Origin of the sequence: Micromonospora rosaria (genome assembly GCF_001567585.1) — a bacterium.
GTDB classification, from domain to species: domain Bacteria; phylum Actinomycetota; class Actinomycetes; order Mycobacteriales; family Micromonosporaceae; genus Micromonospora; species Micromonospora rosaria.
Genome location: NZ_LRQV01000170.1, coordinates 1 through 12,446, shown reverse-complemented (window position 1 = coordinate 12,446; position 12,446 = coordinate 1). Strand labels below are relative to the sequence as shown.

Sequence of the window (12,446 nt, the reverse complement as noted above, 5' to 3'; positions counted from 1 at the left end):
ACGACCGCCGCGCTGACCCGGCTCGACGTCGCCCAGTGGCGGCCCGAGCTGGCCGGGGCCCTGGCCGCGCTGCGCCGCCCCGACGGCACCACCGACCTGCCCCCGGGGTTCGACCCCCGGGCCCGCCGGCTGTTCGCCCGCGCCGCCGTGCTCGACCGGGTGCTGGCCCTGGCCGGGCACGCCGCGCCCGGCGGGGCGGTCAACAACTACGAGGCGCAGCAGCGCGACGCCGCCCTGCGGCCGTTGACCGTCGCCTGCCGGCAGGCCCTGGTCGCCGCCTGCAACGCCCCGCTGCGCCCGTAGCGGCCACCCCGGTCGCCGCCGTCGGCCGGAACTCGGGTCAGATCTCGTCGATCAGGTCGGCCACCGAGTTGACGATCCGGGAGGGACGGTACGGATACCGTTCCGCCTCCGACCGGGTGCTGATCCCGGTCAGCACCAGGATCGTCTCCAGCCCCGCCTCCAGTCCACACAGGACGTCGGTGTCCATCCGGTCACCGATCATCGCGGTCGACTCGGAGTGCGCGTCGATCGTGTTCAGCGCCGACCGCATCATCATCGGGTTCGGCTTGCCGACGAAGTACGGCTCGACCCCGGTGGCCTTGGAGATCATCGCGGCCACCGACCCGGCGGCCGGCAGCGCCCCCTCCACCGACGGGCCGGTCGCGTCCGGGTTGGTGCAGATGAACCGGGCCCCGTCGTTGATCAGCCGGATCGCCTTGGTGATCGCCTCGAAGCTGTAGGTGCGGGTCTCCCCCAGCACCACGTAGTCCGGGGCGAAGTCGGTCAGCACGTACCCGACGGCGTGCAGGGCCGTGGTCAGCCCGGCCTCCCCGATCACGTACGCCGTGCCACCCGGCCGCTGGTCGGCGAGGAACTGGGCGGTGGCCAGCGCCGACGACCAGATCGCCTGCTCCGGCACCTCGAAGCCCATCCGGGTGAGCCGGGCCCGCAGGTCCCGGGGGGTGTAGATGGAGTTGTTGGTGAGCACCAGGAACGGCTTGCCCGAGGCGCGCAGCCGGTTGACGAACTCCGGCGCCCCCGGCACCGGCTGTCCCTCGTGCACCAGCACGCCGTCCATGTCGGTCAGCCAGCTCTCCACCGGCTTGCGTTCTGTCATCTGTCGTCCCAGGGGTGTGGTGTGCGGTGGCCCGGTGCGGGCGGGTCAGGGGCGGCGGGCCGGCACGCAGCACACCGTCGGGCAGGTGTCCCACATCGGCAGCTCGCCGAGGCGTCGCCGCAGCGTGGCGCCGTCCGGGTCGGTCCGCTCCCGGACCAGCTCGCGGACCATCGCCACGAACCGGGGATCCGTGCCCGGGGTGCCGGCCCGGACGAAGTCCAGCCCGAGCTGCTTGGCCGTCTCCAGCGCCTCGGTGTCGAGGTCCCACACCACCTCCAGGTGGTCGGAGACGAACCCGATCGGACTGACCACCACGGCGGTGGTGCCCGCCCCGGCCAGCGCCGCGAGGTGGTCGTTGACGTCCGGTTCCAGCCACGGCACGTGCGGCGGGCCGGAGCGGCTCTGCCACACCAGGTCGTACGGCAGGTCGGGGGCCGCCGCGGCGGCCACCAGCCGGGCCGTCTCGTGCAGCTGCGCCTCGTACCGGCCGCCGTGCGGGCCGGCGCTGGCCGCCATCGAGGTGGGCACGGAGTGGGCGGTGAAGACCAGCCGGGTGCTGTCCCGGCGGGCCGGGTCGAGCTGGGCCAGGGCCGCCCGGACCGCGTCGGCGTGCGGCTCGACGAAACCCGGGTGGTCCCAGAACTGGCGGAGCTTGTCGATCACCGGGGCGTCCGGCCCGACCGCCGCCCGCGCCGCCACGATGTCCTCCTGGTACTGCCGGCAGGACGAGTACCCGCCGTAGGCGCTGGTGACGAAGGCCAGCGCACGGCGGACCCCGTCGTCGCGCATCTGCGCGACGGTGTCGGCGAGCATCGGGGTCCAGTTCCGGTTGCCCCAGTACACCGGCAGGTCGAGGCCGTGCGCGGCGAAGTCGGCCCGGATCGCGGCGAGCAGGTCCCGGCACTGCTGGTTGATCGGGGACACCCCGCCGAAGTGCTGGTAGTGCTCGGCCACCTCGGCGAGCCGCTCCGGGGGCACCCCGCGACCCCGGGTCACGTTCTGCAGGAACGGCACCACGTCCTCGGGCCGCTCCGGGCCACCGAAGGAGAGCAGCACCACCGCGTCGTACGCCATGGGGCCATTCTTCCCCGCCCGCCCCGCCGCCCCACCGACACCCCCTGGCAGAAGGAAGGGCCCCCTCTTAACACCCGGCGGTGAGAGGGGTGACCTTCTCTACCGTAGGCGTTAACAAGGGGCCCTTCCTTACACCTCAGGCGGCGCCGAGGGCGTGGTAGCCGCCGTCGACGTGCACGATCTCGCCGGTGGTGGCGGGGAACCAGTCCGAGAGCAGGGCGAGGCAGGCGCGGGCGGCCGGCTCCTGGTCGGTGAGGCTCCAGGGCAGCGGGGCCCGCTCGGCCCAGCTCTCCTCGAACTTCTCGAAGCCGGGGATCGACTTCGCGGCCATGGTCCGCAGCGGCCCGGCGGCGACCAGGTTGCTGCGGATGCCCTTGGGGCCCAGGTGCATGGCGAGGTAGCGGGAGGCGGACTCCAGCCCGGCCTTGGCCACCCCCATCCAGTCGTAGACCGGCCACGCCTTGGTCGCGTCGAAGGTGAGCCCGACCACCGCGCCGCCCGGCTGCATCAGCGGCAGCGCCGCCACGGCCAGCGACTTGTACGAGTACGTCGAGACGTGCAGCGCGGTCGCCACGTCCTCCCAGGGGGCGTCGAGGAAGCCCCCGCCGAGGCAGCTCTGCGGGGCGAAGCCGATCGAGTGGACCACCCCGTCGAGGCCGTCAACGTGCTCGCGGACCTTGTCGGCCAGCCCGGCGAGGTGCTCGGGGTTGGTGACGTCGAGTTCGATCACCGGGGCCGGCTCGGGCAGCCGCTTGGCGATCCGCTGGACCAGGGAGAGCCGGCCGTAGCCGGTGAGGACGACCTGCGCGCCGTTCTCCTGGGCGAGCTTCGCCACCGAGAAGGCGATCGAGGAGTCGGTGATGACGCCGGTGACCAGCAGTCGCTTACCGGCGAGCAGTCCGGACATGTCGTGGTTCCTCCGTTTTGTCAGTGCCCCATACCCAGGCCGCCGTCGACCGGGATGACGGCGCCGGTGATGTAACCCGCCGCGTCCCCGGCCAGCCAGGTGATCACCCCGGCGACCTCCTCGGCGCTGGCCAGCCGACCGGCCGGGATCGCCTTGACGTACTCGGCCCGGCGCTCCTCGGGCAGCGCGGCGGTCATGTCGGTGTCGATGAAGCCCGGGGCGACCACGTTCGCGGTGATGTTGCGGCTGCCCAGCTCCCGGGTGATCGAGCGGGCCACGCCGACCAGGCCGGCCTTACTCGCCGCGTAGTTGACCTGGCCGGGGCCGCCGTACAGCCCGATCACCGAGGAGACGAAGATCATCCGGCCCCACTTCGCGCGGAGCATCTTGCCGGTGGCCCGCTTGGCACAGCGGAACGCGCCGGTGAGGTTGGTGTCCAGGACCCGGGTGAACTGCTCCTCGGTCATCCGCAGCAGCAGCGTGTCGTCGGTGATGCCGGCGTTGGCGACCAGCACCTCGACCGGGCCCAGCTCGGCCTCGACGGCGCTGAAGGCCGCGTCGACGGAGGCGGAGTCGGTGACGTCGCACTTGACCCCGAACAGGCCCTCCGGCGCGTCCCCGGAGCGGTGGGTCACCGCCACCCGGTCGCCCTGCTTGGCGAAGGCCTGCGCCACGGCCAGGCCGATCCCCCGGTTGCCGCCGGTCACCAGCACGGTACGGGCCACGGCTCCCCCTCTGGTCTCTCGCTGATCACGTCTGACGCTGATCACGTCGGAGGGAGCCTAGGCGTTACCGGCAGGTAATCGCTAACCAGCACGCCCACCACGCGGTACGCCACCTCGGCGCGGCCCGGACCGGCCGGGCCGGGGCGGCGACGCTCAGACGATCCGGGAGGTCCAGAGCAGGCTGGTGGCCCCGGCGCAGAGCGCCAGCAGCAGCGCCAGCCCGGCGTACCACTGGGTGATCTCCCGGGCCTCGGTCCGGAACCCGATGGAGCTGCCCATGTCCTGGTACACCTGCTTCAGCTCGGTCACCGAGGCGGCCTCGTAGAAGTAGCCCTCGGTGGTCTCGGCCAGCTCGGCCAGGGCCATCCGGTCCACCGGTACCCGCTGGAGCTGCCCGCCGATGTCCACCTGGCCGGAGTCGGTGCCGAAGGCGATGGTGGAGACCGGGACGTTGGCCGCCTGCGCGGCGGCGGCGGCCTCCTCCACCGACCGGCCGGAGGTCCGGAAGCCGTCGGAGAGCAGCACGATCCGGGCCGGGGGGATGCCGGCGGCCCCGTCGGCGGGGACCGACCGGATCGCCTCCAGGGAGGTGAAGACCGCCTCCCCGGTCGCGGTCGCCTCGGCCAGCACCAGCCCGTCGATCGCGCTGGTCACCGCGCCCCGGTCCTTGCCCGGCGGGACCAGCACGTTCGCCGACTTGGCGAACGAGACCAGACCCAGGTTGTACGTCTCGGGCAGCTCCCCGACGAACTGCTTGGCCGCCTCCTGGGCGGCCTCCAGCCGGTTCGGCGACACGTCGTCGGCCTGCATCGACAGCGACACGTCGATGGCGAGCATGATGGTCGCCCGCTCCAACGGCTCCCGGGTGTCCAGCGCCGGCCGGGCCAGCGCGGTGCCCAGCACCAGCAGGCAGAGCAGGAACGCGGTCGCCGGGACGTGCCGACGCCAGCCCAGCCCCTTCGGCGCGACCGTGCGCAGCAGGTCCACGTTGGTGAACCGGACCGCGTACGTCTTGCGGTGCAGTTGCCGCCAGACGTAGAAGGCGGCGAGGGCGAGCACCGGCAGCAGGGCCAGCAGCCACCACGGTTGCAGAAAACGGATCATCGTGTCGTCCCCCGGGTGCGGGCGTGCCGCTGCGCGGCCACGAAGCGCACCATGTCGAGCAGCCAGTCGGTGTCGGTACGCAGTCGCAGGTGGGCGGCGCCGGCGCCGCGCAGCTCCCGGGCGATCGCCGCGCGCTGGGCGTCGGCCGCCTCGGCGTACCGGCGGCGCAGCCCCGGATCGGCGGTCTGCACCTCGTGCAGCTCCCCGGTCTCCGGGTCGACCACCGGCAGCACCCCGACGTCGGGCAGCTCCAGCTCACGCGGGTCGACCACCTCGATGGCCAGCACGTCGTGCCGGACCCGCAGCTTGCGGATCGGCCGGCCCCACTGCTGCGGCGGGGCGAGGAAGTCGGAGACCACCACCGCCACCCCCCGGCGGCGCGGCGGCCGGTTCAGCATGTCGACCAGCGCGCCCAGGTCGCTGCGGCCCGGTCGCACCGGGGTACGGGCGATGGCCCGCAGCAGCCCCTGGGCCTCCTTGCGGCCGGCCCGCGCCGGCACCCGCACGGTCACCCCGGGGCCGGTCGGCGCGGGCGCGGCCCGCCACCGGCGGGTCGGCACGGGCGCGGCGCCGGTGCCGATCACCGCGCCGATGCGGTTGCCGCCCCGCACGGTCAGGTGGGTCATCGCCGCCGCGGCGGCGACCACCAGGTCCCGCTTGAGCCACCGGCCGGTGCCGAAGTCCAGGCTGGCCGAGAGGTCCACCGCCAACCAGGTCTCCAGCTCCCGGTCGGCCACCGTCCGCCGCACGTGCGCGGTGGTGGTCCGGGCGGTGACCGGCCAGTCCATCCGGCGCACGTCGTCGCCGGGGCGGTACTCCCGCGACTCCCCCGCCTCGCTGCCGGGGCCGGGGAGCAGGCCCGCGTAGTCGCCCTGGAGCAGGCCGTCGAGCTTGCGGGTGACCATGAGCTGGAGCCGGGACAGCACGGCCTCGGTACGGGGCGGCACCGCCCCGGCGCCGGGGGCCGGGGTGGGGGTGGGCACCGGCACGGCTACTGTCCGGGCCAGCCGCTGCCCGGCCCGCCGGGCGGGGGTGGGGTGGCCTGCTGCCGGGGGGCCACCGACGGCAGCGGGATGGTCGACATCACCCGGTGCACGACGTGGTCGGCCGGGACGTCGTCGGCGAGCGCGTCGTAACTGAGCACCAGCCGGTGCCGCAGGATGTCCGGGGCGACGTCCTGCACGTCCTGCGGCAGGGCGTAGTCGCGCCCGCGCAGCAGCGCCAGCGCCCGGGTGGCCCGGACCAGGCCGAGCGAGGCGCGCGGGCTGGCACCGTACTGGATCAGTTGCGCCACGTCGGGCATCCCGTGCTCGTTCGGCGACCGGGTGGCCAGCACCAGCCGGACCGCGTAGTCGATCAGCGCGTTGTGCACGAAGACCTGGTCCGCCTTGCGTTGCAGGGCGAGCAGGTCGCTGGTGGTGAAGACGGGCGCCGGCACCGGCGGGGCCACCCCCATCCGGTAGACGATCTCCCGCTCCTCGGCGTCGGTCGGGTACCCGACCACGATCTTCATCAGGAAGCGGTCCCGCTGCGCCTCCGGCAGCGGGTAGACGCCCTCCTGCTCGATCGGGTTCTGGGTGGCCATCACCAGGAACGGCTCCGGCACCCGGTGGGTCTCGCCGCCGATGGAGACCTGCCGCTCGCTCATCACCTCCAGCAGCGCCGACTGCACCTTGGCCGGCGCCCGGTTGATCTCGTCGGCCAGCAGGAAGTTGACGAACACCGGACCCAGCTCCACGTCGAACTTCTCGCTGGACTGCCGGTAGATCCGGGTACCCATGATGTCGGCCGGGACCAGGTCCGGGGTGAACTGCACCCGGGCGAAGGAGCCGCCGACCACCGTGGCGAGGGTCTCCACCGCGAGGGTCTTCGCCACCCCGGGCACCCCCTCCAGGAGGCAGTGCCCCCGGGCGAGCAGCGCGACGAACATCCGCTCGACCATCCGGTCCTGCCCGACGATCACCCGCTTGATCTCGAACAGCGCCCGCTCCAGCAGGGTGGCGTCCTCCGCGGGGGTGGTCACCGGGGCAGGGGTCCCCTGGGAGCCGGCGCCGGTCGGCGGGGCGTCGGGTGTGGTCGGCTGGGCCACCGGTCCTCCACAGCGTGCTCGGTTGTCACGACGTCGTGCCGTACAAGACTCGCATGCCCGGCTGAGAGCCGAGACGGGGAGAAGGCGTTTTTCGCCACGCCGTCCCGCCATGCCCGAAACGCCGACACGGGTGGACACGAGGGGCCCCGGCGTGTGTACGATTCATCCCGTCGCCGGGCGGCTCCCCCCGTGGCCGCCCGGCGCTCATCTTCCCCGGTCACCGGCCCGCATCTCCCGATGGCTGGGCCCCCGACCGCCGTCCCGCACCCCCCGGTCACCGGGCCCTCGGTCACCGGTCCGACACCCTCCGGTCACCGCCCCGCACCGCCCGGTCGACGTGCGGCGGCCGGCGGCTGGGCGGCCAGCCGGCCGGCCCCGTCGCTAGACTGGCCCCGATGACCAGCCCCACCGACGAGAGCCCCGTCTGCTCGGCCCGTGGCTGCCGGGAGCCCGCCGCCTGGGCTCTACTCTGGAACAATCCCCGGCTGCACGACGCCGCCCGACGCAAGACCTGGCTGGCCTGTCCGGAGCACCGGACCACCCTCGGTGACTTTCTCGATGCCCGGGGCTTCCTCCGGGAGGTCGCTGCGGCCCCCGGATCGCCTACGCTCGACACGTGAGCGCACCCGACAGATCACCGGCCGTCGACGGGGACGACCCGGCCGGGGCGGCGGCTGCCCCGGTCAGCCCGCTGGACCCCTGGCCCGCCACCGTACGATGGCAGTCGATCTCCCACGACCTGATCTGGGTGGAGCTGATCCGGCTGGCGCTGACCCTGGCCGTGCTCGTGATCGGGCTCGCCGTCGGCTGGGCGGTCGCCGGGCACTGGTTCTTCGGCGCCGCCCTCGGGGCCGTCGCGGTGCTGGCCGCCTGGCGGGTGGTGGCGATCGTGCGCGCCGTCCGCGTCTGGGGCTACGCCGAACGCGACAACGACCTGCTGGTCCGGCACGGTCTGCTGGTCCGGCGGCTCTCCATCGTCCCGTACTCCCGGATGCAGTTCGTCGACGTCAGCGCCGGCCCCCTGGAGCGGGCCTTCGACCTGGCCACCGTGCAACTGCACACCGCCGCGGCGGCCACCGACGCGCGGGTGCCCGGCCTGCGGCCGGCGGAGGCGTCCCGGCTGCGTGACCGGCTCACCGCCCTCGGCGAAGACCGCGCGGAGGGCCTGTGACGGCCAGCCCCGGCCCGGCCCAGGAGCCGACCGGTCCCCGCCCGGCGGAATCCGGCGCGGACCAGCCCGCGTGGGCGGACCACGGCGCACACGCACAGCAGCCCGCACCGGCGGAGCCGCCCGCGGGTGCAGACCACCCCGGCCACGCCATGGCAGGCATCGAGGCGGGCCGCGCGGAGCAGGCCGGGTACGCCGGGCAGGCCGGCGCGGTCGGGCCCGTGGCCTGGCCGGCGGGCGTACCCGAGGGGGGCGAGCCGCGCCAGCGGCTGCATCCGCTCAGCCCGGCCTTGCACGGGGCCAAGTCGCTGGTCGTGGTGATCGCCGGGCTCTCCTGGTCGACCCTGTCCCGGGTGGGCTTCGGCTGGTTCGCGGCGATGGTCGCCGTCCTGGCGCTGGGCGCCACCGTGCTCGCGCTGGTGAGCTGGTACAACACCGGGTACCACGTGGTCGGCCGGGAACTGCGCGTGCACGAGGGGCTGCTCTGGCGCCGGACCCGGGCGATCCCGCTGGAACGGCTCCAGGCCGTGGAGGTGGTCCGCCCGCTGCTCGCCCAGCTCACCGGGCTCGCCGAGCTGCGGCTGGAGGTGGTGGGTGGCGGCAAGACCGAGGCCCCGCTGGCGTACCTGACCGTGGCCGACGCCGCCGCGCTGCGGGCCCGGCTGCTCGCCCTGGCCGCCGGGGCGGGCGCGGTGCCGGCCACCCCCGAGCCGGAGGCGGTACCCGGGGCCGCGCCCGCCCCGGCGGCGACCGGCCGGCCGTTGCACGCCGTCCGCAACAAGGACCTGCTGGTCAGCCAACTGCTCACCCCGCAGGCGTTCCTGCTGCCGTTCGGGGTGGCGTTCGTGCTGGCCCAGTTCTTCTCCGAGGGGTCGACGTCGTTCATCGCGGTGGCGAGCACCCTCACCGCGATGGCCGGGGTGCTGCTGCAACCGATCCGCCGGGTGCTCGACGACTGGGCGTTCCGCATCGCCCGCGACGACGAGGTGCTGCGCATCCGCAACGGGCTGCTGGAGACCCGGGCGCAGACCGTACCGCTCAACCGGGTGCAGACGGTCGGCGTCACCTGGCCGTTGCTGTGGCGGGTCAAGGGCTGGCTGCGGCTGCGGCTGGAGGTGGCCGGCTACTCGGCGGGCGAGTCGGACGACCGTAACCGGCCGGACCGGTTGCTGCCCGTCGGTGACCTGCCGACCGGTGAGTCGATCGTGACCGAGGTGCTGCCCGGGGTCCGGCTGGCGGCGCTGCCGCTGACCCCGCCGCCGCCCCGGGCCCGCTGGCTGAACCCGCTGAGCCGGGCACGGCTGGGCGCGGTCCTCACCGACGAGGTCTTCGCCGTCCGCTCGGGCCTGCTGACCCGTCAGGTGACCCTGGTGCCGTACGCCCGGATCCAGAGCGTCCGGCTGGTGCAGGGGCCGGTGCAGCGCCGGCTCGGCCTGGCCACCGTGCACGCGGACACCGCCGGTGGCGCGGGCGCGGCGGCCCAGGACCGCGACCTCGCCGAGGCCCGGACGCTGGCCGCCGAACTCACCGCCCGCGCGCACACCGCCCGCCTCGGCACCTGACCAGGTGCCCCGAGGTCGGGTCGACCCCGGGGCACCTGGTCAGCCACGGAACTGGTCAGCCGGGGAGCGGCCGGCGGGTCAACCGCTGACCGGTACCCCCGGGGTGCCGGCGGACGCGCTGCCCGCCGGCCCGGACCGGGTCTCCCCGGCGTCGTCCTGCGCCGCCCGTGGCCCGGCCGGCGCGGGCGCGGGTCGGGCGGCCGGCGTGGAGTCCGGTTCGGCGGCCGGCACGGGCGACGCCTCGCCGTCCTGGGCCGACCCGGCCGCCGGCAGGGGGGCCGTCCCGACGGCGTCGGGGTCGTAGTCCGGGCCGGCGACCTGCGTCACCGGCCTCCGGCCGCGCCATCGCGCCCACCAGCGTTCGGCCAGGCCGACGACCAGGAAGGTCATTCCGACGTACAGCCAACCGACCAGCACGTCGATGATGTAGTGCTCGCCGGAGTAGACCAGGGTGAAGGTCATCGCCAGTGGGTACATCAGCAGCAGCAGCCACCAGCGCCGCCGCACCGAGCGGAAGAAGAACAGCACCACGAACAGGGCCCAGGCGGTGTGCAGCGACGGCATCGCCGCCACCGGGTTCGAGGCGATCTGACCGGCGTTGAGCAGGTTGCCCGCGCCGCCCATGCCGAACGCCCGCCAGCCCCGGGTGGAGATCCGGGCGACCTCCTCCAGCATGCCGTACTGGGCCGCCCACCACGGCGGGGCGGCCGGGTAGAGGAAGTAGGTGGCCAGGCCGGAGGCGCAGAGGAAGCCGAAGCGGCTGATGAAGGCGATCCAGCGGGCCCGGTTGCGCATCCAGAGCACCGCCGCGGCGGCGAACGCCACCACGAAGTGTGAGAAGTACACCCAACTGACCAGCACGTCGTACCACTGCACGTCCGGCTTGTAGAGGTGCTGCTGGAGCCAGACCGTGGGCACGTCGCCGCCGGTGAGCCAGCCGAACATCACCCGGTCGGCGACGATCAGCTCGTAGGCGTGCGGGGTCGCGCCGTTGTCGGCGAAGCCCCGGGAGAGGTTGTAGATGACGAGCAGGATCACCACTGGCGCCCAGTCACGGCCGAAACGCAGGTGGCTGCGCCACGGCCGGGTCGAGTGCCAGGCGATCGTCCCGGCCCAGATCCAGACGAAGGCGTACACCGGGTCGGTGGGCAGGCCGATTGTCAGCCAGGCGGCGACGAAGGCGACGCTCCAGATCGACATGGCGATCACGCGGCGGCGGCCACCGTCAGCCGGCGTGGGCTGCTCGGTCGGGGCGGGGGGCTGGGGGTCAGTCACGACGGCCATCGCGGTCAAGGTTAACGGCGCGCGGCGCATCGATGGACGCCGACCACCGTTGCGGTGCCGTCCGGTACCCGCGCCGCCCGTGCCGGCCTAGGCTGGGGGGCATGCAGGAGCACTCCCTCACCGCCGGTCTCGACGCCCGGGTCGAGCTGACCGTCACCGACGCCGACACCGCCCAGGCGGTCGGCTCGGGGGACGTGCCGGTGCTGGGTACCCCCCGGGTCCTCGCCCTCGCGGAGGCGGCCACCGTGGCGGCGACCGCGACCGGGCTGCCGCCCGGGGCGACCACCGTCGGGGTCCGCGTCGAGCTGGACCACCGGGCGGCGACCGTGGTCGGCCGGACGGTGGTCGCGCAGGCCCGCCTGGCGACGGTCGACGGGCGGCGGCTGCTGTTCGAGGTGAGCGTCACCGAGGGCGGCGCGACGGTCGCGCAGGGGCGGGTGGAGCGGCTGCTGGTCGACCGGCAACGCTTCGTGGACCGGGCGGCGCGGACGTCATGACACTCCACTTCGTCGAGGTCGCCGACCGGGTGCACGTGCTGCGCGAGCCGCTGCTCGACGTCAACGTCACGCTGGTCGTCGGCGACGGGGCGGCGCTGCTGGTCGACACGCTCTCCACCGCCGGGCAGGCCGCCGCGCTGGCCGCCGCTGCCCGCGCGGTCACCGACGCGCCGTGGTCGGTGGTCAACACCCACCACCACTTCGACCACTGCTTCGGCAACGCCACCCTGGCCACCGACCCGCCCCGACCGGTGTACGCGCACGTGTGGGCCGCCGAGGAGCTGCGTGAGCGGCCGGACCAGGTCCGCCGGGCGGCCGCCGAGGAGATGCGCGCCGAGCAGCCGGCGCTCGCCGCCGAACTGGCCGCCACGGTGCTGCTCGCGCCGACGGAGACGGTGCACGTCGAGACGGTCCTCGACGTGGGTGGCCGGCGGGTGCTGCTGCGCCACCCGGGCCGCGGGCACACCGCCGGGGACCTGGTGGTGCACGTGCCGGACGCCGACGTCCTGGTCGCCGGGGACCTGGTCGAGTCCGGCGCGCCGCCGGACTTCGCCGAGTCGTACCCGTTGCAGTGGCCGGACGCGGTGGCCGACCTGCTCCGGCTGACCACGCCCACGACGGTGGTGGTACCCGGGCACGGCGACCTGGTCGACGTCGACTTCGTCCGGGCCCAGCACGCCCAGTTGGCGGAGTTGGCCTGGCTGATCCGGGCCGCGCACACCGCCGGTGCCCCGCCGGAGCGGGTCGCCGCCGAGGCCCCGTTCGGCGCCCGGCCGGGCCTGACCGCCGCCCGCCGCGCCTTCGGGCACCTGGACGGCCTCGACTGACACTCCGCCGCCCCCTTGGTAAGGAAGGGCCCCCTCTTAGAGTTCCTAACTAAATGATGATGGGCGTGTCCTTTGGACGTGAGGATCGT

Annotated in this window: 13 protein-coding genes and 1 pseudogene; 6 read left to right on the top strand and 8 right to left on the bottom strand. The window is 74.4% G+C overall.

The features are described 5' to 3' along the window. A pseudogene (locus AWW66_RS28605) lies at positions 1 to 303 on the top strand (hypothetical protein); the annotation flags it as partial. Positions 304 to 340: 37 nt separating this feature from the next. Here the strand turns inward: AWW66_RS28605 and AWW66_RS28600 are convergent. The 7 genes from AWW66_RS28600 to AWW66_RS28570 form a co-directional block, all read right to left on the bottom strand. Then, on the bottom strand, positions 341 to 1,120 hold the full coding sequence (locus AWW66_RS28600; RefSeq protein WP_067372792.1) for an HAD-IIA family hydrolase: 780 nt from the start codon (positions 1,118 to 1,120) through the stop codon (positions 341 to 343). Between the two features lie 45 nt (positions 1,121 to 1,165). Then, positions 1,166 to 2,194 carry a ferrochelatase gene (locus AWW66_RS28595; RefSeq protein WP_067372789.1) on the bottom strand — a complete coding sequence of 343 codons (1,029 nt, stop codon included), beginning with the start codon at positions 2,192 to 2,194 and terminating at the stop codon, positions 1,166 to 1,168. A 136-nt stretch (positions 2,195 to 2,330) separates the two neighbouring features. Beyond that, entirely contained in the window at positions 2,331 to 3,101 is a 771-nt protein-coding gene (fabI, locus tag AWW66_RS28590) for an enoyl-ACP reductase FabI (RefSeq protein ID WP_067372786.1), read from the bottom strand. A gap of 20 nt (positions 3,102 to 3,121) precedes the next feature. Next, positions 3,122 to 3,826, bottom strand: a complete 705-nt coding sequence (fabG, locus tag AWW66_RS28585; protein ID WP_067372783.1) for a 3-oxoacyl-ACP reductase FabG — start codon at positions 3,824 to 3,826, stop codon at positions 3,122 to 3,124. A 153-nt stretch (positions 3,827 to 3,979) separates the two neighbouring features. Beyond that, on the bottom strand, positions 3,980 to 4,930 hold the full coding sequence (locus AWW66_RS28580) for a VWA domain-containing protein (protein WP_067372779.1): 951 nt from the start codon (positions 4,928 to 4,930) through the stop codon (positions 3,980 to 3,982). Continuing rightward, positions 4,927 to 5,937 carry a DUF58 domain-containing protein gene (locus AWW66_RS28575; protein ID WP_396890659.1) on the bottom strand — a complete coding sequence of 337 codons (1,011 nt, stop codon included), beginning with the start codon at positions 5,935 to 5,937 and terminating at the stop codon, positions 4,927 to 4,929. The genes AWW66_RS28580 and AWW66_RS28575 overlap by 4 nt, the downstream gene beginning before the upstream one ends. Then, complete coding sequence (locus AWW66_RS28570) at positions 5,922 to 7,019, bottom strand: AAA family ATPase (protein ID WP_067372776.1); 1,098 nt, start codon at positions 7,017 to 7,019, stop codon at positions 5,922 to 5,924. Before AWW66_RS28570 ends, AWW66_RS28575 begins: the two co-directional genes overlap by 16 nt. Positions 7,020 to 7,414: 395 nt before the next feature. Here AWW66_RS28570 and AWW66_RS33115 point away from each other — a divergent pair, with 395 nt between their 5' ends. From AWW66_RS33115 to AWW66_RS28560, 3 genes are all read left to right on the top strand, one after another. Continuing rightward, the gene (locus AWW66_RS33115; protein ID WP_083979102.1) at positions 7,415 to 7,639 is read left to right on the top strand and encodes a hypothetical protein; all 225 of its coding nucleotides are present in this window, start codon (positions 7,415 to 7,417) and stop codon (positions 7,637 to 7,639) included. After that, positions 7,636 to 8,190, top strand: coding sequence for a PH domain-containing protein (locus AWW66_RS28565; protein ID WP_067372774.1), 555 nt, complete (start codon positions 7,636 to 7,638; stop codon positions 8,188 to 8,190). The genes AWW66_RS33115 and AWW66_RS28565 overlap by 4 nt, the downstream gene beginning before the upstream one ends. Before the next feature lie 149 nt (positions 8,191 to 8,339). Beyond that, a complete protein-coding gene (locus AWW66_RS28560; protein WP_083979101.1) occupies positions 8,340 to 9,749 on the top strand; it encodes a PH domain-containing protein in 1,410 nt (469 codons plus the stop codon). 78 nt (positions 9,750 to 9,827) lie between these two features. Here AWW66_RS28560 and AWW66_RS28555 read toward each other — a convergent pair whose 3' ends face one another. Further along, on the bottom strand, positions 9,828 to 11,033 hold the full coding sequence (locus AWW66_RS28555; RefSeq protein ID WP_083979099.1) for a phosphatase PAP2 family protein: 1,206 nt from the start codon (positions 11,031 to 11,033) through the stop codon (positions 9,828 to 9,830). A gap of 101 nt (positions 11,034 to 11,134) precedes the next feature. Here AWW66_RS28555 and AWW66_RS28550 point away from each other — a divergent pair, with 101 nt between their 5' ends. Both AWW66_RS28550 and AWW66_RS28545 read left to right on the top strand, forming a co-directional pair. After that, positions 11,135 to 11,530, top strand: a complete 396-nt coding sequence (locus AWW66_RS28550) for a thioesterase family protein (RefSeq protein WP_067372768.1) — start codon at positions 11,135 to 11,137, stop codon at positions 11,528 to 11,530. Further along, the gene (locus AWW66_RS28545; protein ID WP_067372765.1) at positions 11,527 to 12,357 is read left to right on the top strand and encodes an MBL fold metallo-hydrolase; all 831 of its coding nucleotides are present in this window, start codon (positions 11,527 to 11,529) and stop codon (positions 12,355 to 12,357) included. The genes AWW66_RS28550 and AWW66_RS28545 overlap by 4 nt, the downstream gene beginning before the upstream one ends. Positions 12,358 to 12,446: the final 89 nt, after the last annotated feature.

What these genes read in the sequence shown, in the direction of transcription:
- fabI (WP_067372786.1), bottom strand. Translation starts at nt 3,101, where the DNA reads ATGTCCGGACTGCTCGCCGGTAAGCGACTGCTGGTCACCGGCGTCATC.
- AWW66_RS33115 (WP_083979102.1), top strand. Translation starts at nt 7,415, where the DNA reads ATGACCAGCCCCACCGACGAGAGCCCCGTCTGCTCGGCCCGTGGCTGC.
- AWW66_RS28600 (WP_067372792.1), bottom strand. Translation starts at nt 1,120, where the DNA reads ATGACAGAACGCAAGCCGGTGGAGAGCTGGCTGACCGACATGGACGGC.
- AWW66_RS28560 (WP_083979101.1), top strand. Translation starts at nt 8,340, where the DNA reads ATGGCAGGCATCGAGGCGGGCCGCGCGGAGCAGGCCGGGTACGCCGGG.
- AWW66_RS28545 (WP_067372765.1), top strand. Translation starts at nt 11,527, where the DNA reads ATGACACTCCACTTCGTCGAGGTCGCCGACCGGGTGCACGTGCTGCGC.
- AWW66_RS28555 (WP_083979099.1), bottom strand. Translation starts at nt 11,033, where the DNA reads ATGGCCGTCGTGACTGACCCCCAGCCCCCCGCCCCGACCGAGCAGCCC.
- AWW66_RS28580 (WP_067372779.1), bottom strand. Translation starts at nt 4,930, where the DNA reads ATGATCCGTTTTCTGCAACCGTGGTGGCTGCTGGCCCTGCTGCCGGTG.
- AWW66_RS28595 (WP_067372789.1), bottom strand. Translation starts at nt 2,194, where the DNA reads ATGGCGTACGACGCGGTGGTGCTGCTCTCCTTCGGTGGCCCGGAGCGG.
- AWW66_RS28550 (WP_067372768.1), top strand. Translation starts at nt 11,135, where the DNA reads ATGCAGGAGCACTCCCTCACCGCCGGTCTCGACGCCCGGGTCGAGCTG.